Genomic DNA, 23,925 nt, shown 5'->3' on the forward strand with positions numbered 1-23,925 from the left:
TTCCGGCATGAAGCGCGAAAAGGTCGAAAACCATGGCCGGGGCCTGCCCCTGGACGAGCGGATCACCGGCGCCCTGGTGGGGGCGGCCGTGGGCGACGCCCTCGGCGGGCCCGTAGAGGGGTACTCCCCCGAGCGGATCGTCGAGCGGCACGGCGGACGGGTGCACGGTGTCGTCGCCCCGTGGAACGGCGACGAGTGGCGCACCGCCCGCCCCGTCGCGCCGTACCACAAGGGCGACGGCCACGTCACCGACGACACCCTGATGACGCACGCGCTGGTCCGGGTGTACGCGGCGGTCCGCGACCACCTGGACGCCTACGCCGTCGCCGACCACCTGGTCCCGGACCTGATGACGAACCCGCGCTGGATCCCGGAACTGGAGGCGCACGCGCTCCCGCTGCAGCGGATCTTCCTCGCCGAGAAGTGGCTCGTGGCCCGCCTGCACTACGGCCATGTCGACCCGCGCGAGGCCGGCACCGGGAACATCGTCAACTGCGGCGCCGCGATGTACATGGCCCCGGTCGGCCTGGTCAACGCGGCCCATCCGGCCGCCGCCTACGCCGAGGCGCTGGATGTCGCGGGCGCGCACCAGTCGTCGTACGGCAGGGAGGCGGCCGGGGTCCTCGCGGCGGCCGTGGCGGCGGCGTGCGCACCGGGCGCGACGGCGGACTCGGTCGTCGCGGCGTGTCTGTCCCTGGCGAAGGACGGCACCCGGGCGGCGATCGAGAAGGTCTGCGAAGTGGCCTCCCGGTACACGGACTTCGAGTCGGCGCTGGGTCCGCTGCGGGAGGCGGTGACCCCGTACGACACGGTCGGCCCGGACTACCGCTCCCCCTCCCTGGGCGCCCGCCGCCCGTCCCGGCTGCACGCCATCGAGGAACTCCCGGTGGCGCTGGGCATGGTGGTGGTGGCGGGAGGCGACTTCCGGCACGCGGTGCTGGGCTCGGTGAACTACGGCCGCGACTGCGACTCCATCGCCACGATGGCGGGCGCCGTGACGGGGGCCCTCGGCTCACCCGTCCCCCAGGACTGGTCCAAGACGGTGGCCGAGGCCAGCCGTCTGGACCTGTGGGAGCCGGCCGCCACGCTCACCGTCGTGGCGCGCGAGGTCTTCGCGCACGACGTGGACCGCCGGCGCGCCCACGAGCGGGCGTTCGCGGAGCTGGGAGGCGCCGGATGCTCCGACTGACCTGGGTCCAGCCGGAGGACCTGATCGGCCACGAACTCCGCCAGGCGGCCCAGGACGGCCGCGAACCCTCCGCCGTCGCCGCCCGCTGGCGCGCGGCGGGCGGTCCCGAGGCCCCCCTCACCGCCGGCGCCTCCCCCCGCCCCGCCTCTCCCTACCTCCGCCTCCTGGCCACCGACCTCCTCGACGAACTGGCCGACCTGCCCAGCGCGTTGGCGGACGACGAACCGACCGACCTGGCCCGGATCACCTCCCTGTGCCCCGACTGGCCCGTCGCCACGGGCGGTCGTGCCGCGCGTCCCGCCCGCCTGGAGGCCGCCTGGCTCGGCAGAGCGGTCGGCTGCCTCCTCGGCAAACCGGTGGAGAAACTCCCCCTCACCGCCATCCGCGACCTCGCCCGCGCCACCGGCAACTGGCCCCTCACCGGCTACTTCACCGCCCGGGGCGTCCCCGGTGAGCTGCTGGCCAGGCACCCCTGGAACCGCCGTTCCGCGGCCACCTCCCTCGCCGAGAACATCGACGGCATGCCCGAGGACGACGACCTCAACTACCCCCTCCTCAACCTGCTCGTCCTGCAGCGCCACGGCCGCGCCTTCACCACCACCGACGTGGCCCGCGTCTGGCTCGACGAGCTCCCCGCGGGACGCACCTTCACCGCGGAACGCGTCGCCTACCGCAACCTCCTCAGCGGCCTGGAACCCCCGCTGACCGCCCGCCGCCACAATCCCTTCCGCGAATGGATCGGGGCCCTGATCCGCGCGGACGTGCACGGCTGGACCAACCCCGGCGACCCGGCCGCCGCCGCCGGGCAGGCCCACCGCGACGCCACCCTCACCCACACCGCCAACGGCGTCTACGCGGCGATGTTCACGGCGGCCGTCATCGCCACCGCCGCCACCGGCGACCACGACGTCCACGCCTGTCTGCGCACCGGCCTCACCGTCGTACCGCCCCGCTCCCGGCTCGCCCGGGCGGTCCGCCGGGCCGTGCGGCTGGCCCGCGACCACACCGACTTCGACACCGTCGTCGACCTGCTGCACGACACCTACGCCGCCACCCACCACTGGGTGCACGCCGTCCCCAACACCGCCCTGATCGCCGCCGCGCTCACCCACGCCGACGGCGACTTCACCGGCTCCGTCCGCCGTGCGGTGTCCGGCGGCTGGGACACCGACTCCAACGGCGCGACGGCCGGCAGCGTCGCCGCTCTACTCGCCGGTTCGCCCCGCGCCCTCCCCGAACGCTGGACGGCCCCGCTGAAGAACCGGCTGGCCACCTCCGTCGGCGACTTCCACGGCGCCGGCTTCGACACCCTGGCCCGTCTGACCCATCTGGAGGCCACCCGCCCATGACCCCCGAACCCACGCCCCCCGGTCCCCCGCTGAGCGGCCTGCGCGTCCTGGACCTGGCCACCCTCTTCGCCGGCCCCCTCGCCGCGACGATGCTCGGCGACTTCGGCGCGGAGGTCGTCAAGGTCGAGCATCCGACGAAGCCGGACCCGTGCCGCGGCCACGGCCCGTCGAAGGACGGCATCGGTCTGTGGTGGAAGGTGCTCGGCCGCAACAAGCGCGCCATCACCCTCGACCTGTCCCGGCCGGGCGGCCGGGCGACCCTGCTCCGCATGGCCGAGTCCGCCGATGTGATCATCGAGAACTTCCGCCCCGGCACCCTGGAGAAGTGGGATCTGGGCTGGCCCGAACTCTCCGCCGCCAACCCCCGGCTGGTCCTGGTCCGGGTCACCGGCTTCGGGCAGTTCGGCCCGTACGCGCACCGCCCGGGCTTCGGCACCCTGGCCGAGGCGATGAGCGGATTCGCCGCGATCACCGGCGAGCCCGGAGCCCCGCCCACCCTGCCGCCGTTCGGCCTGGCCGACTCGATCGCGGGCCTGACCACGGCGTACGCGGTGATGACCGCCCTGGCCGGACGGGACCGCACCGGGGAGGGCCAGGTCGTCGACATGGCCCTGATCGAGCCGATCCTGACCGCGCTCGGACCCCAGCCGACCTGGTACGACCAGTTGGGCCACGTCCAGCCGCGCACCGGGAACCGCACCCGGAACAACGCGCCCAGGGGCACCTACCTCACCGCCGACGGCGCCTGGGTCGCCGTCTCCACCTCGGCCCAGTCGGTCGCCGAGCGGGTGATGCACCTGGTGGGCAGGCCGGAGCTGATCGACGAGCCCTGGTTCGCGACCGGCGAGGACCGGGCCCGGCACGCGGACGTCCTGGACGAGGCGGTCGGCGGCTGGATCGCCCGGCACACCCGCACCGACGTCCTGGCGGCCTTCGAGAAGGCGGAGGCGGCCGTCGCCCCCGTCCAGGACGTCCGGGACGTGATGACGGACCCGCAGTACCTGGCGCTGAACTCGATCACCACGGTCGACGATCCCGAGCTGGGCCCGCTGCGCATGCAGAACGTCCTCTTCCGGCTGTCCGCCACCCCGGGAGCGATCCGCTGGGCGGGCCGCCCGCACGGCGCGGACACCGAGGAGGTCCTGACCGAGCTGGGCCTCACCCCGGCCGACCTCGCGGAGCTGCGCGCGGAGGGAGCCCTGTGACGGGTGTCGCGCTGACCTGGCTGTACGTGCCCGGCGACCGTCCCCCGGTGGTGGCGAAGGCGCTGGCCTCCGGTGCCGACGTGGTGGTGATCGACCTGGAGGACGCGGTGGCCCCGGACCGCAAGGCCTACGCCCGCTCCGCCACCGCGGAGCTGCTGGGCGACCCCCAGCCGGTCCCGGTGCACGTCCGGGTGAACGCCCTGTCCGGCCCGTGGGCGCGCGCCGACCTCGCGGCCGTCGTCCCGGCCCCGGGCCTGTCCGGCCTGCGGCTGCCGAAGGTGTCGTCGCCGTCCGACGTCGTACGCGTCGCACGCCGGGCGGCGGTGTCCGCCGACGGGGGCGCGCTGCCCCTGTACGCCCTGCTGGAGACGGCCCTCGGCATCGAGCGGGCGCACGCGGTGGCCACCGCCCACCCGTCGCTGCGCGGCATCGCGATCGGGGAGGCGGACCTACGGACCGACCTGGGCGTACGCGACGACGCGGGCCTCGACTACTCCCGCTCCCGGGTGGTCGTCGCCGCGCGGGCGGCGGGCCTGGCCCCGCCCACCCAGTCCGTCCACCCGGACATCCGCGACCTGGACGGCCTGATGGCCTCCTGCGCGCACGGCCGGGCCCTGGGGTTCCTGGGCCGCGCGGCGATCCACCCCCGCCAGCTCCCGGTCATTGAGAAGGCCTACCTCCCCACGCAGCGGGAGATCGAACAGGCGGAAACCGTGATCAAGGCGGCGGCCATGAACCAGGGCGCCCAGGCCCTCCCCAACGGCACCTTCATCGACACAGCGGTAGTAACCGCCGCCCAGAGAACCCTCACCCTGGCCCAGAAAAACTGACCCCGCCCATCCGCCCATCCGCGGGCAATCGTGCCGCAGGGCGGCACGGGTGGGCGCGACGGCACCCCGCAAGCGCCGGGCCGCGCGACACCCCCCGGCAGCACAGACCGAGGGCGCCCGGAAAACCCCGGACGCCCTCGGCGCAGTACTACGAACAGCTCAGCTCTTCTTGGCGGACCCGGCCCCGTCCTTGGCCCCCTCGGAGCCCGAGGAGTCGTCGGAGTCCGAGTCACCCTCGGCCCCGGAGGCGCCCTCCTCCACCGAAGGAGCGTCCTTCTCCCCCGCCTCCGCCTCGGCAGCCTCGGCAGCCTCGGCAGCCGCAGGCTCGACCACTTCCTCCCGCCCCGGCCGCTTCCGCGCCGAGACCACGATGTACAGCACCGCCAGCAGGAACACCAGGATCGACGTCCAGTTGTTCAGCCGCAGCCCGAGGATGTGGTGCGCCTCGTCGACCCGCATGTACTCGATCCAGAACCGCCCCGCGCAGTACGCGGCCACGTACAGCGCGAACGCCCGCCCGTGTCCGAGCTTGAACCGCCGGTCCGCCCAGATCACCAGCAGCGCCACGCCGATGCACCACAGCGACTCGTACAGGAACGTCGGGTGGTAGGTGCCCGGCACCCGCCCGTCGCCGGAGGAGGTGATCTCCACCGCCCACGGCACATCGGTGGACCGTCCGTACAGCTCCTGGTTGAACCAGTTGCCCCAGCGTCCGATCGCCTGGGCGAAGGCGATGCCCGGGGCGACGGCGTCGGCGTAGGCGGGCAGTGGCACGCCCCGGCGCCGGCAGCCGATCCACGCGCCCAGCGCGCCGAAGGCGATCGCGCCCCAGATGCCGAGGCCGCCCTCCCAGATCTTGAAGGCGTCCACCCAGTCACGGCCCTCGCTGAAGTACAGCTGGTAGTCCGTGATCACGTGGTAGAGCCGGCCGCCGAGCAGGCCGAAGGGGACGGCCCAGACAGCGATGTCGGCCACCGTGCCGGCCCGCCCGCCCCGGGCGACCCAGCGCTTGTTGCCGAGCCAGACGGCAACGAAGACGCCGATGATGATGCAGAACGCGTAGCCGCGCAGCGGAACGGGGCCGAGGTACAGCACCCCGCTCGACGGGCTGGGAATGTAGGCAAGTTCCATGGCAGGGTCGACGCTACCGTGCCGGACCGGCCACACGGCAAGCGGACCGGCTACGGCTCCATAACAGGACCGCCGGACGGTCTCCCCGGCGCGTCACTGTCCCTTGTTGGCCTCCTCGACCATCTGCTTGAACTTCGCGGGCGTCATCGAGCGGTCCTGGTAGATGTTCTTGCCCTCGAACAGGACGGTCGGGGTGCCGTTGAAGCCGCCCTTCTGGAAGGCCTGGTGCGACTTGGCGACCCAGCTGTTGTGCGTGCCGTCCTCGACGCAGGTGCGGAAGGCGGGGGTGTCGAGCCCGTCGACCTTCCCGGCCAGGTCGATCAGCTTGGCGTTGTCCGCGTAGGCGTCGTCGCTCTCCATCGGCTGGCTGCGGAACAGCACGTCGTGGTAGGCGGCGAACTTCCCGGCGTCCTGGGCGCACGCCGCCGCGTTGGCCGCGTTGCGGGAGCCGGTGCCGCCCAGGCCGTTGTCGATCAGTGTGACCAGGTGGTACTCCACCTTCAGCTGCCCGGCGTCGGTCAGCTCGTGGATGGTGGGGCGGTAGGTCTGCTCGAAGGACTTGCAGGCCGGGCAGCGGAAGTCCTCCCACACCGTGAGGGTGGCCTTGGCGTCCGGTTTCCCGACGGGGATGGCGGTGCCGTCCTTGCCGAGGGCGCCCGACGGCGCCACGACCGGGCCGGCCGAGTCGCTCTCGTCGTCCCCGCCGGAGTTGGCGGCGACGACTCCGATCACCGCCGCGAGCCCCAGGACGCAGACCACGCTCGCGCCCACGATCAGGGCCCGGCGGCGCTTGTCCGCGGCCTTCTGCTTCTCGCGCTCGACCGCCAGCCGCTCCCGGGCGGTGCGCTTTCCGTCACGGTTCTTCTCGCTCACACCCCGCAGAACGAACCGGGGAGGCGCACAGCGCCTCCCCGGTCCCAGGTCCACCCGTACGAGGGACCCGTATGACTACCTGCGGAATCCGCGGACGGTCAGGCCCGTCGGCGTACGCCCCCGGCCAGGTCACCGGCGAGCGCCCGGACCGCCTCGACGCCGGCCGCGTCGTCGGAGGCGTCCAGCATCCGCTTGACGAAGGCCGAGCCGACGATCACACCGTCGGCGAAGCGGGCCACCTCGGCGGCCTGGGCGGGGGTGGAGACGCCGATCCCCACGCAGACCGGGAGGGAGGTGGTGGCGCGGGTGCGCCGCACCAGGTCCTCGGCCTGTGCGCCGACCGACTCACGGGTGCCGGTGACGCCCATGAGGGAGGCGGCGTAGACGAAGCCGCTGCCCGCCGCCGTGATCTCGGCGAGCCGCTCGTCCTTGCTGCTGGGCGCGACCACGAAGACCGTGGCGAGCCCGTGCTTCTCGGCGTGCTCCCGCCACAGCGCCGACTCCTGCACGGGCAGGTCGGGCAGGATGCACCCGGCGCCGCCCGCCTCGGCGAGCTCGGCGGTGAACCGCTCGACGCCGTAGCGGTCGATGGGGTTCCAGTAGGTCATGACGAGGACCGGCTTGCCGGTGGCCGCGTGCGCCTCCCGGACCGTGCGCATGACGTCCGCGATCCTCACCCCGCCGCGCAGGGCGATGTCGTCGGCCGTCTGGATGACGGGGCCGTCGAGGACCGGGTCGCTGTGCGGCAGGCCCACCTCGACGACGTCGGCGCCGCCGTCCAGGGCGGCCTTGACCGCCTCGATGCCGCCGTCCACGGTCGGGAACCCGGCCGGGAGGTAGGCGATGAGGGCGGCGCGGCCCTCGGACTTCGCCGCGGCGAGGGTCTCGTCCAGCAGCCGCACGTTCCCGCTCACTTGGCGTCCCCCTCGATCTCGGCGGCGCCGCCGGCCTCGTCGGCGGCGACCTCGGCGTCGGTGTCGTACAGCCCGAAGTAGCGGGCGGCGGTGTCCATGTCCTTGTCGCCGCGGCCCGACAGGTTGACGACGATCAGCCCGTCCTCGCCGAGCTCCCTGCCGACCTCCAGGGCGCCCGCCAGGGCGTGGGCGCTCTCGATGGCCGGGATGATGCCCTCGGTGCGCGACAGCAGGCGCAGGGCCTGCATGGCGGCGTCGTCGGTGACCGCGCGGTACTCACCGCGGCCGCTGTCCTTGAGGTGGGCGTGCTCGGGTCCGATGCCCGGGTAGTCCAGACCGGCCGAGATGGAGTACGGCTCGGTGATCTGCCCCTCGTCGTCCTGGAGGACGTACGAACGGGAGCCGTGCAGGATGCCGGGCTCGCCGGCGGTGAGGGTGGCCGCGTGCTCGCCGCTCTCGATGCCGTGCCCGGCGGGCTCGCAGCCGATGAGGCGTACGTCCGTGTCCGGGATGAAGGCGTGGAAGAGGCCGATGGCGTTGGAGCCGCCGCCGACACAGGCGATGGCGGCGTCGGGGAGGCGTCCGGCGCGCTCCAGGAGCTGGCGGCGGGCCTCGACGCCGATCACGCGGTGGAAGTCGCGCACCATCGCCGGGAAGGGGTGGGGGCCCGCGACGGTGCCGAAGAGGTAGTGCGTGCGGTCGACGTTGGCGACCCAGTCGCGGAACGCCTCGTTGATGGCGTCCTTCAGGGTGCGGCTGCCGGACTTCACGGCGATGACCTCGGCCCCGAGCATGCGCATCCGGGCCACGTTGAGGGCCTGGCGCCGGGTGTCGATCTCGCCCATGTAGATCGTGCAGTCGAGGCCGAAGAGGGCGCAGGCGGTGGCGGTGGCCACGCCGTGCTGGCCGGCGCCGGTCTCGGCGATGACGCGGGTCTTGCCCATCCGCCTGGTGAGCAGGGCCTGGCCGAGGACGTTGTTGATCTTGTGCGAGCCGGTGTGGTTCAGGTCCTCGCGCTTGAGGAAGATCCTCGCGCCGCCCGCCTCGGCGGCGAATCGGGGGACCTCGGTGAGCGCCGACGGACGGCCGGTGTAGTTGACCAGGAGGTCGTCGAGTTCGCGGGCGAACTCGGGGTCGGACTTGGCCTTGTCGTACTCGACGGCGACCTCGTCGACCGCCGCCACCAGGGCCTCGGGGATGAACTTGCCGCCGAAGGCGCCGAAGTAGCCCGCGGCGTCGGGGACGTGACCCTCTGGGTCGGGGATGAAGAAGTTGCTGGGCATGCGTGAACCTCACGGTGGGTGTGTTGTCGTGCACCTATCGCCGTGGGGGCGGGGGTCTTCGGGCCTCTGCGGGCCCGTTGTGGCTTGTCGCGCTCACGCGACGGAGTCGCATATTCAGCACAGCCCCGCGCCCCTATGGGGCGCGCTGCCATCGCCGGCCGTTCACTTGGCCCGGTTCGTCGCCGATCACGTAGCGGACCCTGCGGCCGTGCACCCTGCGGGCGGGCGCGCGGCAGCCGCGGGGGCGGCAGCCACGTGCGAGGCGGGAGAGGGTCATCGGGGTCAGCCTACCGGTGGGTCAGCCGCGGCCGTGGCGGAGTGCGGGGTGTTCGCCGGCCGCCACCAGGTCGGAGACGGCCGTCTTCGGGTCCTTGCCGGTGACCAGGGACTCGCCCACCAGGACGGCGTCCGCGCCGGCGTTGGCGTAGGCGATGAGGTCGTGCGGGCCGCGGACACCGGACTCGGCGACCCGGACGATGTGCGCCGGGACCTCGGGGGCGACCCGCTCGAACGTGCCCCGGTCGACCGCCAGCGTCTTGAGGTTGCGCGCGTTGATGCCGATGACCTTGGCGCCCGCGTCGACCGCGCGTTCGACCTCGTCCTCGTCGTGCACCTCGACGAGCGGGGTGAGGCCGATGGAGGAGGCGCGCTCGATCAGCGACTCCAGGGCCGGCTGGTCGAGGGCCGCGACGATCAGCAGCGCGAGGTCGGCGCCGTACGCGCGGGCCTCCCAGAGCTGGTACGAGGTGACGATGAAGTCCTTGCGCAGCACGGGGATGTCGACGCGCGCGCGGACCGCCTCCAGGTCGGCCAGCGAGCCGCCGAAGCGGCGCTGTTCGGTGAGAACGGAGATGACGGCCGCGCCACCCGCCTCGTAGTCGGCGGCGAGTCCGGCGGGGTCGGCGATCGCGGCCAGCGCGCCCTTGGACGGGCTGGAGCGCTTGACCTCGCAGATCACCTTGACGCCGTCGCCGCGCAGGGCGGCCACGCCGTCCTTGGCCGCGGGAGCCTTCGCCGCGCGCTCCTTGAGCTCGTCGAGGCTGACGCGCGCCTGCCGCTCCGCGAGGTCGGCACGGACTCCGTCGATGATCTCGTCGAGCACACTCACGCGAGCGGCCCCCTTCCTTGCGATCGGTCTTCGGTGGTCACTGCGATGGTATCCGCAGCGGGGCGTATGCCTCGCATCCAGGCCCGCGGCGGTCCCACTACCTGGACGCCCGCCTGTCGATCAAGGGTGCAGCCAGCCACCGAACGGCAGGTTCCGGACAACCGTGAAGGCCAGCAGCAGCCCTCCCAGGGACCACACCAGCGCGGGCGGCGGATCGATCCGCAGCGGCCTGCCGCGCACCGCGCGGACCACCCAGACGGTCCACAGCACGGCGAAGACGGCGTAGCCGAGGACGGCGGGCGCGTTGGCCTGGAGGGCGGCCGGCAGGTCGCCGTGGACGACGGCGTGCGCGCTGCGCAGTCCGCCGCAGCCGGGGCAGTACAGGCCGGTGAGGCGCAGCAGCGGGCAGGCGGGGTAGTGGCCGGGCTCGTTGGGGTCGACGGCCCCGACGTAGGCGAAGGCTCCGGCGACGGCGGCGAGCAGCCCGGCGGGGACGGCCAGCCGGGCCGCCCTGCCCGGGGTCACGCGGGGGCTGGTGGCGTTCACGCTCTGCATTGTGCCCCGGACGCGGCTCAGGGGCGGTTCCGGCACCGTCCCGTGCCTGACCCGCCCCTGTGCGGAGTGTTCCCCGGCGCTCAGCCCTCGGCGTGGGCCGGCACGGTGTGGTCGCGCTTCGGCTGGCCCATGCCCATCGAACGCATGACGACACCGACGACGCCGCCGAGGAGCACGACGCCCATGCCGGCCCAGAAGCCCGCCGGCTGGTCCATCACCATGAACGCCCCCGCGACGCAGAAACCGATGAAGGCGATGATGACACCGGTCCAGGCGGCCGGGGTGTGACCGTGGCTGCTGCCCGCCATTGCTTGCTCCTCGTTGCTGTGTACGTGTCTGAGCAGACGCTCCGTCCCATTGTCCCGCACCCGCCCGCCCCGGCGGACCGGGGGTACCACCCGAGTCCCCTCCCCGCCCCGCCGTGACACCCCCAGGCAGCCAGACCACCGCCCTCCACCCGCAATCGCCCTCACGAGCAGCCAAGCCGCCGCCCAACACGCACCGTCGCCCTCACGGGCAGCCAAGCCAACGCTCTCCGCGGCCAGTCGTGCCGCCGCCCTCCGCGGCCAGTCGTGCCGCCGCCCTCCGCGGCCAGTCGTGCCGCCGCTCTCCGCGGGCAGTCGTGCCGCTGGGCGGCACGGGTGGGCGCGACGGCACCCCGTTGGCGCCGGGTTGCGCGAATTGGCCCCGGGTCAGCTGAACCCAGGGGGCCGATGGGTGAACGGATGCTGCAGCGGGCCGGGGGGTGGGGGCGCAGCCCGGCGCCTGCGGGGTGCCGCTGCGCCCACCCGTGCCGCCCCAGCGGCACGACTGCCCGCAGCTACGGGCGGCACGGTTGCGGGCTGCGCAGCAGCTACGGGCAGCGCGATTGCGGGCAGCACAGCTACGGGCAGCGCGATTGCGGGCTGCGCGTCAGCTACGGCGGCGCGGTCGCGGGCTGCGCAGCTGCGGGCGGCGCGGTCGCGGGCTGCGTGGCTGTGCGGCCAGCGGTTATGCGCCGGTTGGGTCCTCGCCGCGGTCCAGGGCCTTCCAGAGGTCCTCCGGGCGGTCGGGATCCACCCGTGCCGGCCTCCGGCGCGGCCGCACCGCACCGTTCCGCTCGTAGCGCCCGGACATCGCCGGCCAGAGCCGTCCGTACCGCAGCGCCAGCAGACCCGCCAGCAGCAACAGCGCACCGCCCGCCGCCGCCACGTACGGCCAGGGCGTGTGGCTGAGCGCGCCCACCGCCGCGGACGTGTCCCCGGACACCTCCGCCGCCTTCTCGTCCAGCGCCGAGCTGTCCGTCGCGCCGAGCACCGCCGCCACGACGGTCCCCGCCCCCGACAGCGCGAGCAGCGCCGCGACGACGAGCCGTCCGGCTCCGCGCACCGCGAACACCGCGACCAGCGCCGCCAGCCCGACCACGGCCAGCGCGGCGGGCACACCCGTGACATCACTCCCGTTGGCGGTCAGCGGAAACGTGCCGCCGGCCACCGAAGCGGTGCCCTGCGACCACTCCTGCCGGGTGGCGAGCAGGGCCACGGCCGCGCCCAGGGCACCGCTCAGCAGGGCGACGGCGAGGCTGCGGCGGCCGCTGCGGGCGGGCCCGGCGGTCTCGGAACGGGGGGTGGGTACAGCAGTCACGTCATCCACTATCGCGTGAACCCCGGGCGAACCGACACCCGGGGTTCGCTTTCGGACCGTCTCAGACCGTTCCCAGCCTGTTCGCGGTGTGTACCGCGCGCAGCACCGCCGCCGCCTTGTTGCGGCACTCGGTGTCCTCCGCGACCGGGTCGGAATCGGCCACGATCCCCGCTCCGGCCTGCACGTACGCGGTGCCGTCCCGCAGCAGCGCGGTACGGATCGCGATCGCCGTGTCGGAGTCGCCGGCGAAGTCGAGGTAGCCGACGCAGCCGCCGTACAGCCCGCGCCGGGACGGTTCGAGTTCGTCGATGATCTGCAGGGCGCGCGGCTTGGGGGCGCCGGAGAGCGTGCCGGCCGGGAAGCAGGCGGTGAGCACGTCGAACGCGGTGCGCCCGGCGGTGACCCGCCCGGTGACCGTCGAGACGATGTGCATCACGTGCGAGTACCGCTCGAGCGACATGAAGTCGACGACCTCCACCGAGCCGGGTTCGCAGACCCGCCCGAGGTCGTTGCGCCCGAGGTCGACGAGCATCAGGTGCTCGGCCCGCTCCTTGGGGTCGGCGAGCAGTTCGTCGCCGAGCGCCTGGTCCTCCTGCGGGGTGGCGCCCCGGTGCCGGGTGCCGGCGATGGGGTGGACCATGGCCCGCCCGTCCTCGACCTTCACCAGTGCCTCGGGGGACGAGCCGACGACGTCGAAGCCGTCGAAGCGGAACAGGTACATGTACGGGGACGGGTTGGTGGCCCGCAGCACCCGGTAGACGTCCAGGGCGCTCGCCGTGCACGGTGTCTCGAACCGCTGGGAGGGGACGACCTGGAAGGCCTCCCCCGCGCGGATGCGCTCCTTGATGTCCTCCACGGCCCGCCGGAAGTCGGGGCCGCCCCACAGCGCGGTGTAGTCGGGCAGCTCGGAGGGCGGCAGCACGGCGGGCGGCTGGGCCACCGCGCGGGTGAGGTCGGCCTCCATGGCGTCGAGGCGGGCCACGGCGTCGGCGTACGCCTCGTCGACGCCGGTCTCCAGGTCGTTGTGGTTGATCGCGTTGGCGATCAGCCAGACGGCCCCCTCCCAGTGGTCCATGACGGCGAGGTCGCTGGTGAGCAGCATGGTCAGCTCGGGCAGCCCGAGGTCGTCGCGCTCTCCGGGCCCGACCTTCTCCAGACGGCGCACGATGTCGTAGCCGAGGTAGCCGACCATGCCGCCGGTGAAGGGAGGAAGGCCCAGGTCGTGGGCGAGGTCGCGGGGGGTGTGCAGTGCCTGCAGGGTGGCGCGCAGCGCGGCGAGCGGATCGCCGTCCACGGGGACGCCGACGGGCGGGGAGCCCTCCCAGTGGGCCTGTCCGGCGCGCTCGGTGAGGGTGGCGGCGGAGCGGACGCCGACGAAGGAGTAGCGGGACCAGGAGCGGCCGTTCTCCGCGGACTCGAGGAGGAACGTGCCCGGGCGCTCGGCGGCGAGTTTGCGGTAGAGGGCGACCGGGGTGTCGCCGTCGGCGAGGAGCTTGCGGGTGACGGGGACGACCCGGCGGTCGGTGGCGAGCTTGCGGAACGTCTCGAGGTCCATGGCGGCAGACCCTACTGACCCGGGGCGGGGGCGTCCGCCACCAGCACGTCGGCGTCGAAGCAGGTGCGGTCGCCGGTGTGGCAGGCGGCGCCCACCTGGTCGACCTTGACGAGCACGGTGTCGGCGTCGCAGTCCAGGGCGACGGATTTGACCCACTGGACGTGCCCGGAGGTGTCCCCCTTGACCCAGTACTCCTGGCGGCTGCGCGACCAGTAGGTGCAGCGGCCGGTGGTCAGCGTGCGATGCAGGGCCTCGTCGTCCATCCAGCCCAGCATCAGCACCTCTCCGGTGTCGTACTGCTGGGCGATGGCGGGCAGGAGGCCGTCGGGGCTGCGCTTGAGCCGCGCGGCGATCTCCGGGTCTAGGTTGCTGGGCCGGGGCGTGCTGGTCATGCCGACCATTGTGCCGCGCGGGGGCGCCCGTCCCGCGCGGCCGTCCACTGGGCGGACCCTCCGTCCCGCCGTAGGCTGGCGTGCATGTCGACCCATGCCAAGCGTGAACGACTTCTCCTGGCCGATCTGCTGGAGACGGCGGGCCCGGAGGCCCCGACTCTGTGCGAGGGCTGGACGACCCGGGACCTCGCCGCCCATGTGGTGGTGCGCGAGCGCCGCCCCGACGCCGCCGGCGGCATGCTGGTCAAGCAGCTGGCGGGGCGTCTGGAGCGGGTGATGGCGGAGTTCGCCGCCAAGCCGTACGAGGAGCTGATCCAGCTGATCCGGACGGGCCCGCCGCGCTTCTCACCCTTTTCGCTCAAGCAGGTGGACGAGCTGTCGAACATCGTGGAGTTCTACGTCCACACGGAGGACGTGCGCCGCGCGCAGCCCGACTGGACCCCGCGGGAACTCGACCCGGTGTTCCAGGACGCCCTGTGGTCGCGGCTGGAGCGTTCCGCGCGGCTGATGGGCCGCGGGGTGCCGACCGGTCTGGTGCTGCGCCGTCCGGACGGGCAGACGGCGGTGGCGCACCGCGGGGCCCCGGTGGTCACGGTGACCGGCGAGCCGTCCGAGCTGGTGCTGTTCGCGTACGGCCGGCAGAGCGCCGCCAAGGTCGGGCTGGACGGCGACGAGGACGCGATCGCGAAACTGCGCGAGACCAAGCAGCTCGGCATCTGAACCGGACCCGAAAGGCGCAGCTCGTGATCAAGGTGGCCATGACCAGCGTGTACGTCGACGACGTGGCGAAGGCGCACGCCTTCTACACCGATGTCCTCGGCTTCGAGACCCGCACGCACATGGATCTGGGCGGCGGCACGCTGTTCGTCACGGTGGGCGCGCGGGAGGGCGCCCAGCGGGACCTGGAGCTGCTCCTGGAGCCGGGTCAGGGCCCCATCGCGGAGCCGTACCGCAGGGCGGTGCGCGAGGCGGGGCTGCCCGCCATCGTGTTCTCCGTGGACGACCTCCGCGCGGAGTACGAACGGCTCCGCGGGGAGGGCGTCCACTTCGTGCAGGACCCGGAGGAGCAGGGTCCGGTGGTCACCGCCCTGCTGGACGACACGGTCGGCAATCTGATCCAGCTGGCCCAGCCGGCCGGCTGAGCCTCACCGCACCGGGTGACCGGCGCCCCGCAGGGTCTCCTTGACCTGGCCGATGCGCAGGTCCCCGAAGTGGAAGACGGACGCGGCCAGCACGGCGTCCGCGCCGGCGGCGACCGCGGGCGGGAAGTCGTCGAGCCTTCCGGCGCCGCCGGAGGCGATCACCGGGACGCTGACGTGCTTGCGGACGGCGGCGATCATCTCGAGGTCGTAGCCGTCCTTGGTGCCGTCGGCGTCCATGGAGTTGAGCAGGATCTCCCCGGCGCCCAGCTCGGCGGCCCGGTGCGCCCACTCGACGGCGTCGATGCCGGTGCCGCGGCGGCCGCCGTGCGTGGTGACCTCGAAGGTGCCGGAGTCCGTGCGCCGGGCGTCGACCGAGAGGACCAGGACCTGCCGGCCGAAGCGTTCGGCGATCTCACGGATGAGTTCGGGCCGGGCGATGGCCGCCGTGTTGACGCCCACCTTGTCGGCGCCCGCGCGGAGCAGCTTGTCCACGTCCTCCGCGGTGCGGACGCCGCCGCCCACCGTGAGCGGGATGAAGACCTGCTCGGCGGTGCGGCGCACCACGTCGTAGGTCGTCTCGCGGTTGCCCGACGAGGCGGTGATGTCCAGGAACGTCAGCTCGTCGGCGCCCTCGGCGTCGTACACCTTGGCCATCTCGACGGGGTCGCCCGCGTCGCGCAGGTTCTGGAAGTTGACGCCCTTGACGACCCGGCCGCCGTCCACGTCCAGGCAGGGGATGACTCGGACCGCCAGAGTCATGAATTCACGGCTCCTCTGAATGCTTCCAGTTCCACTGAGACCAGTACGCGCGAGTCGACGAAGCCCTCGACCACCAGCAGGGTGGTGACCGGGCGCACGGCGTCGAACAGTTCCTTGTGGGCGCGTCCGGCCGCGTCCACGTCCCGCGCGTGGGCGAGGTGGACGCGGGTGCGGATCACGGACTCGATGCCGAGCCCGAACTCGGCGATCGCCTCCAGCGCGCCGGCGAAGGCCACCTTGGCCTGCTCGTACGGGTCGCCCTCGCCGTACAGCACGTCGCCCCGGAACGAGGTCGTGCCCGCCACCAGGACGCGGTCGCCCGCCGCCACGGCGCGCGCGAAGCCGAACGACTCCTCCCAGGGGTTCGTGCTCTGCACGCGCCGCACGGCATCGCTCGTCATCGGGACACAGCCTCCAGAGCCTCTTCCAGGGTGAACGCCTCGGCGTACAGCGCCTTCCCGACGATGGAGCCCTCGACACCGAGCGGCACCAGCGCGGCGATGGCACGCAGGTCGTCCAGGGAGGAGACGCCGCCGGAGGCGACCACCGGGCGGTCGGTGGCGGCGCAGACGTTCCTCAGCAGCTCCAGGTTGGGACCCTGGAGGGTGCCGTCCTTGGCGATGTCGGTGACGACGTAGCGGGAGCAGCCCTCCTTGTTGAGGCGGTCCAGCGTCTCGTAGAGGTCGCCGCCGTCGCGGGTCCAGCCGCGTCCGCGCAGGGTGGTGCCGCGCACGTCGAGGCCGACGGCGATCTTGTCGCCGTGCTCGGCGATGACCTTGGCGACCCACTCGGGGGTCTCCAGGGCGGCGGTGCCGAGGTTGACGCGGGTGCAGCCGGTGGCGAGGGCGGCGGCGAGGGTGTCGTCGTCGCGGATGCCGCCGGACAGCTCGACCTTGATGTCCATCGCCCCGGCGACCTCGGCGATCAGCGCGCGGTTGTCGCCGGTGCCGAAGGCGGCGTCCAGGTCCACCAGGTGCAGCCACTCGGCGCCGGAGCGCTGCCAGGCGAGGGCGGCCTCCAGCGGGGAGCCGTACGAGGTTTCCGTCCCGGACTCGCCGTGCACCAGGCGGACGGCCTGGCCGTCGCGGACGTCGACGGCGGGCAGGAGTTCGAGCTTGGCCATGTCTCTACAGGGTTCCGATCCAGTTGGTGAGGAGCTGGGCGCCGGCGTCGCCGGACTTCTCGGGGTGGAACTGGGTGGCCCACAGGGCGCCGTTCTCCACGGCCGCGACGAAGGGCTCGCCGTGCGTGGACCAGGTGACCAGCGGGGCGCGCATCGCCGGGTTCGTGGTCTGCAGGCTCCAGTCGTGGACGGCGTAGGAGTGCACGAAGTAGAAGCGGGCGTCCGCGTCGAGGCCGGCGAACAGCTCGGAGCCCGCCGGGGCGTCCACGGTGTTCCAGCCCATGTGGGGCACGATGTCGGCCTGGAGCGGCTCGACCGAGCCGGGCCACTCGTCGAGGCCCTCGGTCTCGACGCCGTGCTCGATGCCCCGCGCGAAGAGGATCTGCATGCCGACGCAGATGCCCATCACCGGGCGGCCGCCGGAGAGCCGGCGGTCGACGATCCAGTCGCCGCGCGCCTCCTTGAGCCCCTTCATGCAGGCGGCGAAGGCACCGACGCCGGGGACCAGCAGTCCGTCGGCGTTCATGGCGCGGTCGAAGTCACGGGTGATCTCGACGTCGGCCCCTGCGCGGGCGAGCGCGCGCTCGGCGGAGCGGACGTTGCCGAAGCCGTAGTCGAAGACGACGACCTTCCGGGTGGTGCTCACCCGCTCACACCTCCAGTCGCAGGAGTCCGGCGCCGAGACACATCACGGCGCCGATCGACAGCAGCACGATCAGGCTGGTGGGCATCTTCTGCTTGGCGAAGGAGATGATCCCGCCGACGAAGAAGAGACCGACGACGATCAGGACGGTGGACAGACCGTTCATGGCTTACAGCGCGCCCTTCGTGGAAGGCAGGATGCCGGCCGCGCGCGGGTCGCGCTCGGACGCGTAGCGCAGGGCGCGGGCGAGGGCCTTGAACTGGCACTCCACGATGTGGTGCGCGTTGCGCCCGTAGGGCACGTGCACGTGCAGCGCGACCTGGGCCTGGGCGACGAAGGACTCCAGGATGTGCCGGGTCATCGTGGTGTCGTACTCGCCGATCATCGGCGCCATCTTCTCGGGCTCGGTGTGCACGAGGTAGGGGCGGCCGGAGAGGTCGACGGTGACCTGGGCGAGGGAATCGTCCAGCGGGACCGTGCAGTTGCCGAAGCGGTAGATGCCCACCTTGTCGCCGAGCGCCTGCCTGAAGGCGGCGCCGAGCGCGAGGGCGGTGTCCTCGATGGTGTGGTGGGAGTCGATGTGCAGGTCGCCCTCGGTCTTCACGGTCAGGTCGAACAGACCGTGCCGGCCGAGCTGGTCGAGCATGTGGTCGTAGAAGCCGACCCCGGTGGAGATCTCGGTCCTTCCGGTGCCGTCGAGGTCGATCTCGACGAGGACGGACGTCTCCTTGGTGGTGCGTTCCACTCGTCCTACGCGGGTCATGCGCTCTGCTCCTGTTCCTTCTTCAGATCACGTGCCGCGTCCAGGAACGCGTCGTTCTCGGCCGGGGTGCCCGCGGTGACCCGCAGCCATCCCGGTACGCCGTTGTCCCGGACCAGGACGCCCCGGTCGAGGATCTTCCGCCAGACGGCGTGGGAGTCCTCGAACCTGCCGAACTGGACGAAGTTCGCGTCGGACTCGGTGACCTCGTAGCCGAGGTCACGCAGTCCGGCGACCAGCCGGTCCCGCTCGGTCTTCAGCTGCTCGACGTAGCCCAGCAGCGTGTCCGTGTGCTCCAGGGCGGCCAGCGCGGTCGCCTGGGTGACCGCGGACAGGTGGTACGGCAGCCGGACGAGCTGGACGGCGTCGACGACGGCCGGGTGCGCGGCGAGGTAGCCCAGGCGCAGGCCGGCCGCGCCGAACGCCTTCGACATGGTGCGGGAGACGACGAGGTTCGGCCGGCCCTCGAGGAGCGGCAGCAGCGAGGCGCCGTGGCTGAACTCGACGTAGGCCTCGTCCACGATCACCATCGACGGCTTCGCCGCCTGCGCGGCCTCGTACAGGGCGAGCACCGCCTCGGCCGGGACCGCGTTGCCGGTGGGGTTGTTGGGGGTGGTGACGAAGACGACGTCGGGGCGGTGCTCGGCGATCGCCTTCTCGGCGGCGGGCACGTCGACGGTGAAGTCCTCGTGGCGCGGGCCGGAGATCCAGCCGGTGCCGGTGCCGCGCGCGATGAGGGCGTGCATCGAGTACGACGGCTCGAAGCCGATCGCGGTGCGGCCGGGCCCGCCGAAGGTCTGCAGCAGCTGCTGGATGACCTCGTTGGAGCCGTTGGCGGCCCACACGTTCTCCACGCCGACCGGGTGTCCGGCGGTCTTCGTCAGGTACTCGGCCAGCCGGGTGCGCAGCTCGACCGCGTCCCGGTCGGGGTAGCGGTTGAGCTGCCGGGCGGCCTCACGGACCCGCTCGGCGATCCGCTCGACCAGCGGCTCGGGCAGCGGGTAGGGGTTCTCGTTGGTGTTCAGCCGTACGGGGACGTCCAGCTGGGGCGCGCCGTAGGGGGACTTGCCGCGCAGCTCGTCCCGTACGGGGAGGTCGTCGATTCCGAAGCTCACTTGTTCTCAGGCACCTTCCACCCGAACCTCGCCTTGATCGCCGCGCCGTGCGCGGGCAGGTCCTCCGCCTCCGCCAGCGTCACCACGTGGTGCGCGACCTCGGCCAGCGCGTCCTCGGTGTAGTCGACGATGTGGATGCCGCGCAGGAAGGACTGGACGGACAGGCCCGAGGAGTGACAGGCGCAGCCGCCGGTGGGCAGCACGTGGTTGGAGCCGGCCGCGTAGTCGCCGAGGGAGACGGGCGACCAGGGTCCGACGAAGACCGCGCCCGCGTTGCGCACCCGGCCGGCGACGGCGGCGGCGTCCGCGGTCTGGATCTCCAGGTGCTCCGCGCCGTAGGCGTCGACGACGCGCAGGCCCTCGTCGACGCCGTCGACCAGGACGATGGCGGACTGGTGGCCCTTGAGCGCCGGGACGATCCGGTCGTCGATGTGCCGGGTGGCGGCGACCTGCGTCTGCAGTTCCTTCTCCACCGCGTCCGCGAGGTCGCCGGAGTCGGTGACCAGGACGGCGGCGGCCAGCGGGTCGTGCTCGGCCTGGCTGATCAGGTCGGAGGCGACGTGCACCGGGTCGGCCGTGGAGTCCGCGAGGATCGCGATCTCGGTGGGGCCGGCCTCGGCGTCGATGCCGATGCGTCCGGTGAAGTAGCGCTTGGCGGCGGCGACCCAGATGTTGCCGGGGCCGGTGACCATGTTGGCCGGCGGGCAGGACTCGGTGCCGTACGCGAACATCGCGACGGCGGTGGCGCCGCCGGCCGCGTAGACCTCGTCGACGCCGAGCAGGGCGCAGGCCGCGAGGATGGTGGGGTGCGGCAGCCCGCCGAAGTCGGCCTGGGCCGGGGAGGCGAGCGCGAGGGACGGGACGCCGGCCTCCTGGGCGGGCACCACGTTCATGATCACGGAGGACGGGTAGACGGACCGCCCGCCGGGCGCGTAGAGGCCCACGCGGTCGACCGGGACCCACTTCTCGGTGACCGTGCCGCCGGGCACGACCTGGGTGGTGTGCGTGTCGCGGCGCTGCGCGCGGTGGACCAGCCGGGCGCGCCGGATGGACTCCTCCAGGGCCGCGCGCACGGCCGGGTCCAGTTCCTCCAGGGCGCGGCCGAGGGCTGCGGCCGGGACCCGCACCCGGTCGAGCCTGACGCCGTCGAACCGCTCGGCGAAGTCGATCAGCGCCGCGTCGCCGCGATGATGCACGTCCTCGCAGATGGGCCGCACCTTCTCCAGGGCGGCCGCCACGTCGAAGTCGGCTCGGGGCAGCAAGTCGCGCAGGGCGGGGCCCTCGGGGAGGGCGTCGCCGCGCAGATCGATTCGGGCCAGGAAGGAATGTTGCAGCACGTACCCAATTCTCTCAGACCCGCGCCGTGAGCCGTCCGCGCGTTCCAGTGGCTGATACGGACCCCTCACGGTAACGGTCCGCGCACATATTCGAGATCCACCTCACTTTCCGTGTTCAACCTGTCACCGCACCGGGCATCACCGGTTGTACGAAGGGACGAACCGACGAGTAGGTGAGGAGGAGGGGAGTTCCGTGACCGAGCGGGTGGGACCGGGCGGCGCAGGGCCGCCGGAGCACCTGACCGCCCCGGAGGCCGGGATGTGGCAGGCCTTCCGCAACGGCACCGTGTACGACCTGAGCAGCGGGGACACGGTGGTCGACGATCCGCACGGAGGGCATCCGTGGGGTCCCGAGCGGACGGTCCGGGCCCGTGTCGTGTGCTGGCTGCTGCTGGACGGTCCGCCGGCCCTGGCCGGCCGGGTCTCGTCGCTGAAGCTGGCCGGGGTGCAGATCAGCGGCGCGCTGGACCTCGCGGGCGGCATCGTGGTGCCGTACGTGGAGATGCGCGCCTGCCGCTTCGAGCGGGACGTGCTGCTGCCGGAGGCCCGCTTCACGACCGTGCGGATGGTGGACTGCTCGATACCCCGGCTGGAGGCGGCGCGGCTGCACACCGAGGGCGATCTGCATCTGCCGCGCTGCCGGTTCCCGGGCGGCATACGGCTCACCGACGCGCGGATCGGCACCGATCTGATGCTCAACCAGGCGGTCGTGCACCGGGACCGCAGCGGCCGCTCGCTGGCGGCCGACGGCATGAACGTCGGCCAGGACCTGCAGGCGGAGATGCTGGAGTCGTACGGCGAGCTGAGCCTGCGCGGCGCGACCATAGGCGTGTCGCTGAGCCTGCGCGGCGCCCGGCTGGTCAACCCGTACACCCGGCTCGCGCTGAACGCGCCGCAGCTGACCGTGGAACGCTCGCTGTATCTGACCCCGGCGGGGGTGGGCGCCCAGGCGCGCAGCGGGATGACGCCGGCCCGCGGGACGCGGATCCGGCGCTTCGAGTGCGAGGGCGGGGTGCGGCTGGACGACGGGCGGTTCGGGGACGCGGTCGACTTCGAGGGCGCCCGGTTCACGTTCACCGACGAGCAGGAGCTGTCGCTGCGCCGGGTGCAGACGCCGGAGCTGCGCTTCCTCGGGGAGCGGCCGGCCCGCGGCCGGGTGGTGCTGTCGGGGGCCCGGGTGGTGAACCTGATGGACAGGGCCGACAGCTGGCCGGGCCCCGGCCGGCTGCACATGGGCGGCTTCGCCTACGAGAACCTGGTGCCGCGCGGGCCGTTCCCGCTGGCGCTGCGGCTGCGCTGGGTGGACGCGGCGAGCGCCGAGTACAACCCGGAGCCGTACGAGCGGCTGGCGGCCGTGCTGCGGGAGGGCGGGGAGGACGAGGACGCCCGTGAGGTGCTGCTCGCCAAGCAGCGCCGCCGCCGCGAGAGCCTGCCGGTGGCGGCCAAGCTGTGGGGTTACGCACAGGACTGGACGGTCGCCTACGGATACCGTCCGGGGCGGGCCGCGGTGTGGATGGCGGTGCTGTGGGCCGCCGGGTCGCTGGCCTTCGCGCGTGGCGATCATCCGCCGCTGAAGAGCGGTGAGCACCCCGCCTGGAACCCGGCCCTCTTCGCCCTGGACCTGCTGCTGCCCGTGATCGACCTGGGTCAGGTGGGGTTCTGGCAGCTGCGCGGCGGCTGGCAGTGGCTGTCGGCCGCGTTCATCCTGCTGGGCTGGATCCTGGCGACGACGGTGGCGGCGGGCGCGACCCGGACCCTGCGGCGTACGTAGGCGGGCGCGGGCATGCGCGGAACGCCTCTGTGACCTATGTGGCCGATGGGGCGCAGAGGGCCGCGCGGGGGTCGCGCGAGGTGGGGAACGCTCCGCTCTTTGCATGGCCTTGACCGAACCCCGTACAACCTTCCATGACTTGCGTGTCAGCTCTGGCGCCGCTGTGACCTGCGGTCTTTCAATGGTCGACACCATGGCTCTGCTGCCCGCGTTCACCCGTGCGTCCCGGGTGCGAGGAAAGAGCACGGGCGCCGCGGCCCCCGTGCCCGTCGTGCTGCCCGCCGACGACGAGGTACTGCTCGACGCGCCCTGCGATCCGCTGGGCGCGGCGCTGGTCGGTGCCGCGGCGGGAGACCACGCGCCCGTCGTCGCGCTGCTCGCCGCCACCCGGCACACCCGCGCCTGGGACGACCGCGACCGGTACGTACGCCGGCTGGCCGCCTTCGCGCGCTCCCGCCCCGAGTGGCTGGACACCTGGCGCTCCCGTGACCCGCACGATCCCGACGGGCTGCTGCTGGACGCCCAGCGGGCGGTGGACCGCGCCTGGGACTCGCCGGCCCGGGCCGAGCTGCTGCGCGACGTGAGCCCGCTGATCACGGCCGCCGCCCGCGCGGACAACCGCGACCCGGTGCCCTGGCGGCTCGCCCTGGACCACGCCCGCGGCGCGCGCACCGGGCACACGTACGTCGAGGAGCTGTGGGAGGCGGCGGTCCGGCGCGCCCCGCACCACCACGGGTGCCATGTGGCGGCCCTGCGCTATCTGGCGTCGTCGTGGCACGGTTCGCACCGCGAGTGCTTCGACTTCGCGGACCTGGCGGCGCAGGACGCGCCGGAGGACTCGCTGACCCGGACGCTGCCGCTGCGGGCCGCCTTCGGCTACCTCACCGACCCGTGCGGTCCGGAGGTGCCCCGCGAGCGGCTGGAGGCGGCGGCCGACCGGGCCGTCGCCCTGTCCGCCCGGCTCCCGGCGGGCCGGCCGCGGGCGGCCGAGCCGCGCAACCTGCTCGTCTACGTGCTGGTCCGTCTGGAACGCTGGCGGGACGCCCTGGAGCAGCTGCGCCTGACCGGCCCGTACGCCACGTCCTTCCCCTGGGACCGGGACGCGGACGATCCGCTCGGACGGTTCCTCGAGGTGCGTCAGCTGGTGTCCACGGCGGTCGCGTCCGGGGCGCCCGCGCCGGGATCCGGCGCCCGGCCGGCGGACGCCGGACGGCCGGGGAGTGAGCAGGGCGGACGACTCCGCTTCGGCGACCATTAGGCTCTTGGAT

General features: G+C 73.2%; 27 protein-coding genes. 8 read left to right on the plus strand and 19 right to left on the minus strand.

Translation table 11 applies throughout. The features are described from left to right. Positions 1–7: 7 nt before the first annotated feature. Genes CNQ36_RS09035 through CNQ36_RS09050 form a run of 4 tightly spaced genes read left to right on the plus strand, consistent with a single transcriptional unit; the run spans position 8 to position 4,573 of the window. On the plus strand, positions 8–1,189 hold the full coding sequence (locus tag CNQ36_RS09035) for an ADP-ribosylglycohydrolase family protein (RefSeq protein WP_121545602.1): 1,182 nt from the start codon (positions 8–10) through the stop codon (positions 1,187–1,189). Then, positions 1,177–2,538 carry an ADP-ribosylglycohydrolase family protein gene (locus CNQ36_RS09040; RefSeq protein WP_121545603.1) on the plus strand — a complete coding sequence of 454 codons (1,362 nt, stop codon included), beginning with the start codon at positions 1,177–1,179 and terminating at the stop codon, positions 2,536–2,538. The genes CNQ36_RS09035 and CNQ36_RS09040 overlap by 13 nt, the downstream gene beginning before the upstream one ends. After that, positions 2,535–3,743, plus strand: coding sequence for a CaiB/BaiF CoA transferase family protein (locus tag CNQ36_RS09045; RefSeq protein WP_121545604.1), 1,209 nt, complete (start codon positions 2,535–2,537; stop codon positions 3,741–3,743). The genes CNQ36_RS09040 and CNQ36_RS09045 overlap by 4 nt, the downstream gene beginning before the upstream one ends. Beyond that, a complete protein-coding gene (locus CNQ36_RS09050; RefSeq protein WP_121545605.1) occupies positions 3,740–4,573 on the plus strand; it encodes an HpcH/HpaI aldolase/citrate lyase family protein in 834 nt (277 codons plus the stop codon). The genes CNQ36_RS09045 and CNQ36_RS09050 overlap by 4 nt, the downstream gene beginning before the upstream one ends. Positions 4,574–4,732: 159 nt before the next feature. Here CNQ36_RS09050 and lgt read toward each other — a convergent pair whose 3' ends face one another. From lgt to hisI, 11 genes are all read right to left on the minus strand, one after another. Next, a complete protein-coding gene (gene lgt / locus CNQ36_RS09055; protein ID WP_121545606.1) occupies positions 4,733–5,704 on the minus strand; it encodes a prolipoprotein diacylglyceryl transferase in 972 nt (323 codons plus the stop codon). A 93-nt stretch (positions 5,705–5,797) separates the two neighbouring features. Next, on the minus strand, positions 5,798–6,577 hold the full coding sequence (locus CNQ36_RS09060) for a thioredoxin domain-containing protein (RefSeq protein ID WP_163013222.1): 780 nt from the start codon (positions 6,575–6,577) through the stop codon (positions 5,798–5,800). Between the two features lie 98 nt (positions 6,578–6,675). After that, complete coding sequence (gene trpA / locus CNQ36_RS09065) at positions 6,676–7,491, minus strand: tryptophan synthase subunit alpha (protein WP_121545608.1); 816 nt, start codon at positions 7,489–7,491, stop codon at positions 6,676–6,678. Further along, on the minus strand, positions 7,488–8,774 hold the full coding sequence (gene trpB / locus CNQ36_RS09070) for a tryptophan synthase subunit beta (RefSeq protein ID WP_004932447.1): 1,287 nt from the start codon (positions 8,772–8,774) through the stop codon (positions 7,488–7,490). The genes trpA and trpB overlap by 4 nt, the downstream gene beginning before the upstream one ends. Positions 8,775–8,907: 133 nt before the next feature. Further along, complete coding sequence (gene trpM / locus CNQ36_RS35820; RefSeq protein WP_106429072.1) at positions 8,908–9,051, minus strand: tryptophan biosynthesis modulator TrpM; 144 nt, start codon at positions 9,049–9,051, stop codon at positions 8,908–8,910. Between the two features lie 21 nt (positions 9,052–9,072). Beyond that, a complete protein-coding gene (gene trpC / locus CNQ36_RS09080) occupies positions 9,073–9,882 on the minus strand; it encodes an indole-3-glycerol phosphate synthase TrpC (protein WP_121545609.1) in 810 nt (269 codons plus the stop codon). A 120-nt stretch (positions 9,883–10,002) separates the two neighbouring features. Then, a complete protein-coding gene (locus CNQ36_RS09085) occupies positions 10,003–10,437 on the minus strand; it encodes a DUF2752 domain-containing protein (protein WP_176116961.1) in 435 nt (144 codons plus the stop codon). Between the two features lie 80 nt (positions 10,438–10,517). Then, complete coding sequence (locus CNQ36_RS09090) at positions 10,518–10,745, minus strand: HGxxPAAW family protein (protein ID WP_040907439.1); 228 nt, start codon at positions 10,743–10,745, stop codon at positions 10,518–10,520. A 682-nt stretch (positions 10,746–11,427) separates the two neighbouring features. Beyond that, on the minus strand, positions 11,428–12,069 hold the full coding sequence (locus CNQ36_RS09100; protein WP_121545611.1) for a TIGR02234 family membrane protein: 642 nt from the start codon (positions 12,067–12,069) through the stop codon (positions 11,428–11,430). A gap of 52 nt (positions 12,070–12,121) precedes the next feature. Next, positions 12,122–13,615: an anthranilate synthase component I gene (locus CNQ36_RS09105; RefSeq protein WP_121545612.1), complete on the minus strand. Its 1,494-nt coding sequence runs from the start codon at positions 13,613–13,615 to the stop codon at positions 12,122–12,124. An 11-nt stretch (positions 13,616–13,626) separates the two neighbouring features. Continuing rightward, complete coding sequence (gene hisI, locus CNQ36_RS09110; RefSeq protein WP_121545613.1) at positions 13,627–14,016, minus strand: phosphoribosyl-AMP cyclohydrolase; 390 nt, start codon at positions 14,014–14,016, stop codon at positions 13,627–13,629. A 75-nt stretch (positions 14,017–14,091) separates the two neighbouring features. Between hisI and CNQ36_RS09115 the strand changes: the two genes are divergently transcribed. Then, a complete protein-coding gene (locus tag CNQ36_RS09115) occupies positions 14,092–14,727 on the plus strand; it encodes a TIGR03085 family metal-binding protein (RefSeq protein WP_121545614.1) in 636 nt (211 codons plus the stop codon). A 23-nt stretch (positions 14,728–14,750) separates the two neighbouring features. After that, positions 14,751–15,149 (plus strand): VOC family protein, encoded by a 399-nt coding sequence (locus CNQ36_RS09120; RefSeq protein ID WP_004932433.1) that lies wholly within the window; start codon positions 14,751–14,753, stop codon positions 15,147–15,149. A gap of 3 nt (positions 15,150–15,152) precedes the next feature. On the opposite strand, the gene hisF is transcribed toward CNQ36_RS09120, so the two are convergent. The 8 genes from hisF to hisD are packed head-to-tail and all read right to left on the minus strand — an operon-like array spanning position 15,153 to position 20,886. Further along, entirely contained in the window at positions 15,153–15,908 is a 756-nt protein-coding gene (hisF, locus tag CNQ36_RS09125; protein WP_004932432.1) for an imidazole glycerol phosphate synthase subunit HisF, read from the minus strand. Continuing rightward, on the minus strand, positions 15,905–16,309 hold the full coding sequence (locus CNQ36_RS09130) for a Rid family hydrolase (protein ID WP_121545615.1): 405 nt from the start codon (positions 16,307–16,309) through the stop codon (positions 15,905–15,907). Before CNQ36_RS09130 ends, hisF begins: the two co-directional genes overlap by 4 nt. Next, entirely contained in the window at positions 16,306–17,031 is a 726-nt protein-coding gene (gene priA / locus CNQ36_RS09135; protein ID WP_121545616.1) for a bifunctional 1-(5-phosphoribosyl)-5-((5-phosphoribosylamino)methylideneamino)imidazole-4-carboxamide isomerase/phosphoribosylanthranilate isomerase PriA, read from the minus strand. The genes CNQ36_RS09130 and priA overlap by 4 nt, the downstream gene beginning before the upstream one ends. A 4-nt stretch (positions 17,032–17,035) precedes the next feature. After that, the gene (gene hisH, locus CNQ36_RS09140; protein WP_121545617.1) at positions 17,036–17,677 is read right to left on the minus strand and encodes an imidazole glycerol phosphate synthase subunit HisH; all 642 of its coding nucleotides are present in this window, start codon (positions 17,675–17,677) and stop codon (positions 17,036–17,038) included. Between the two features lie 4 nt (positions 17,678–17,681). Then, positions 17,682–17,840, minus strand: a complete 159-nt coding sequence (locus CNQ36_RS34625; protein ID WP_004932424.1) for a hypothetical protein — start codon at positions 17,838–17,840, stop codon at positions 17,682–17,684. A 3-nt stretch (positions 17,841–17,843) separates the two neighbouring features. Then, positions 17,844–18,437, minus strand: a complete 594-nt coding sequence (gene hisB, locus CNQ36_RS09145) for an imidazoleglycerol-phosphate dehydratase HisB (RefSeq protein ID WP_121545618.1) — start codon at positions 18,435–18,437, stop codon at positions 17,844–17,846. After that, positions 18,434–19,549: a histidinol-phosphate transaminase gene (locus CNQ36_RS09150; protein ID WP_121545619.1), complete on the minus strand. Its 1,116-nt coding sequence runs from the start codon at positions 19,547–19,549 to the stop codon at positions 18,434–18,436. Before CNQ36_RS09150 ends, hisB begins: the two co-directional genes overlap by 4 nt. Then, positions 19,546–20,886: a histidinol dehydrogenase gene (gene hisD / locus CNQ36_RS09155; protein ID WP_186363205.1), complete on the minus strand. Its 1,341-nt coding sequence runs from the start codon at positions 20,884–20,886 to the stop codon at positions 19,546–19,548. The genes CNQ36_RS09150 and hisD overlap by 4 nt, the downstream gene beginning before the upstream one ends. Positions 20,887–21,079: 193 nt before the next feature. Here hisD and CNQ36_RS09160 point away from each other — a divergent pair, with 193 nt between their 5' ends. Then, the gene (locus tag CNQ36_RS09160; protein WP_121545620.1) at positions 21,080–22,657 is read left to right on the plus strand and encodes an oxidoreductase; all 1,578 of its coding nucleotides are present in this window, start codon (positions 21,080–21,082) and stop codon (positions 22,655–22,657) included. Between the two features lie 181 nt (positions 22,658–22,838). Beyond that, on the plus strand, positions 22,839–23,915 hold the full coding sequence (locus CNQ36_RS09165) for a hypothetical protein (protein WP_121545621.1): 1,077 nt from the start codon (positions 22,839–22,841) through the stop codon (positions 23,913–23,915). Positions 23,916–23,925: the final 10 nt, after the last annotated feature.

It is taken from the genome of Streptomyces fungicidicus (assembly GCF_003665435.1).
Classification (GTDB): domain Bacteria; phylum Actinomycetota; class Actinomycetes; order Streptomycetales; family Streptomycetaceae; genus Streptomyces; species Streptomyces fungicidicus.

Bases quoted from the DNA above. Each gene is read 5' to 3' on its own strand.
- hisF (WP_004932432.1), bottom strand. From the start codon at position 15,908: ATGACTCTGGCGGTCCGAGTCATCCCCTGCCTGGACGTGGACGGCGGC.
- hisI (WP_121545613.1), bottom strand. From the start codon at position 14,016: ATGGTCGGCATGACCAGCACGCCCCGGCCCAGCAACCTAGACCCGGAG.
- CNQ36_RS09105 (WP_121545612.1), bottom strand. From the start codon at position 13,615: ATGGACCTCGAGACGTTCCGCAAGCTCGCCACCGACCGCCGGGTCGTC.
- CNQ36_RS09045 (WP_121545604.1), top strand. From the start codon at position 2,535: ATGACCCCCGAACCCACGCCCCCCGGTCCCCCGCTGAGCGGCCTGCGC.
- hisB (WP_121545618.1), bottom strand. From the start codon at position 18,437: ATGACCCGCGTAGGACGAGTGGAACGCACCACCAAGGAGACGTCCGTC.
- trpB (WP_004932447.1), bottom strand. From the start codon at position 8,774: ATGCCCAGCAACTTCTTCATCCCCGACCCAGAGGGTCACGTCCCCGAC.
- CNQ36_RS09085 (WP_176116961.1), bottom strand. From the start codon at position 10,437: ATGCAGAGCGTGAACGCCACCAGCCCCCGCGTGACCCCGGGCAGGGCG.
- CNQ36_RS09035 (WP_121545602.1), top strand. From the start codon at position 8: ATGAAGCGCGAAAAGGTCGAAAACCATGGCCGGGGCCTGCCCCTGGAC.
- CNQ36_RS09130 (WP_121545615.1), bottom strand. From the start codon at position 16,309: ATGACGAGCGATGCCGTGCGGCGCGTGCAGAGCACGAACCCCTGGGAG.
- CNQ36_RS09040 (WP_121545603.1), top strand. From the start codon at position 1,177: ATGCTCCGACTGACCTGGGTCCAGCCGGAGGACCTGATCGGCCACGAA.
- trpM (WP_106429072.1), bottom strand. From the start codon at position 9,051: ATGACCCTCTCCCGCCTCGCACGTGGCTGCCGCCCCCGCGGCTGCCGC.
- CNQ36_RS09165 (WP_121545621.1), top strand. From the start codon at position 22,839: ATGGTCGACACCATGGCTCTGCTGCCCGCGTTCACCCGTGCGTCCCGG.
- priA (WP_121545616.1), bottom strand. From the start codon at position 17,031: ATGGCCAAGCTCGAACTCCTGCCCGCCGTCGACGTCCGCGACGGCCAG.
- lgt (WP_121545606.1), bottom strand. From the start codon at position 5,704: ATGGAACTTGCCTACATTCCCAGCCCGTCGAGCGGGGTGCTGTACCTC.
- CNQ36_RS09090 (WP_040907439.1), bottom strand. From the start codon at position 10,745: ATGGCGGGCAGCAGCCACGGTCACACCCCGGCCGCCTGGACCGGTGTC.
- CNQ36_RS34625 (WP_004932424.1), bottom strand. From the start codon at position 17,840: ATGAACGGTCTGTCCACCGTCCTGATCGTCGTCGGTCTCTTCTTCGTC.
- CNQ36_RS09115 (WP_121545614.1), top strand. From the start codon at position 14,092: ATGTCGACCCATGCCAAGCGTGAACGACTTCTCCTGGCCGATCTGCTG.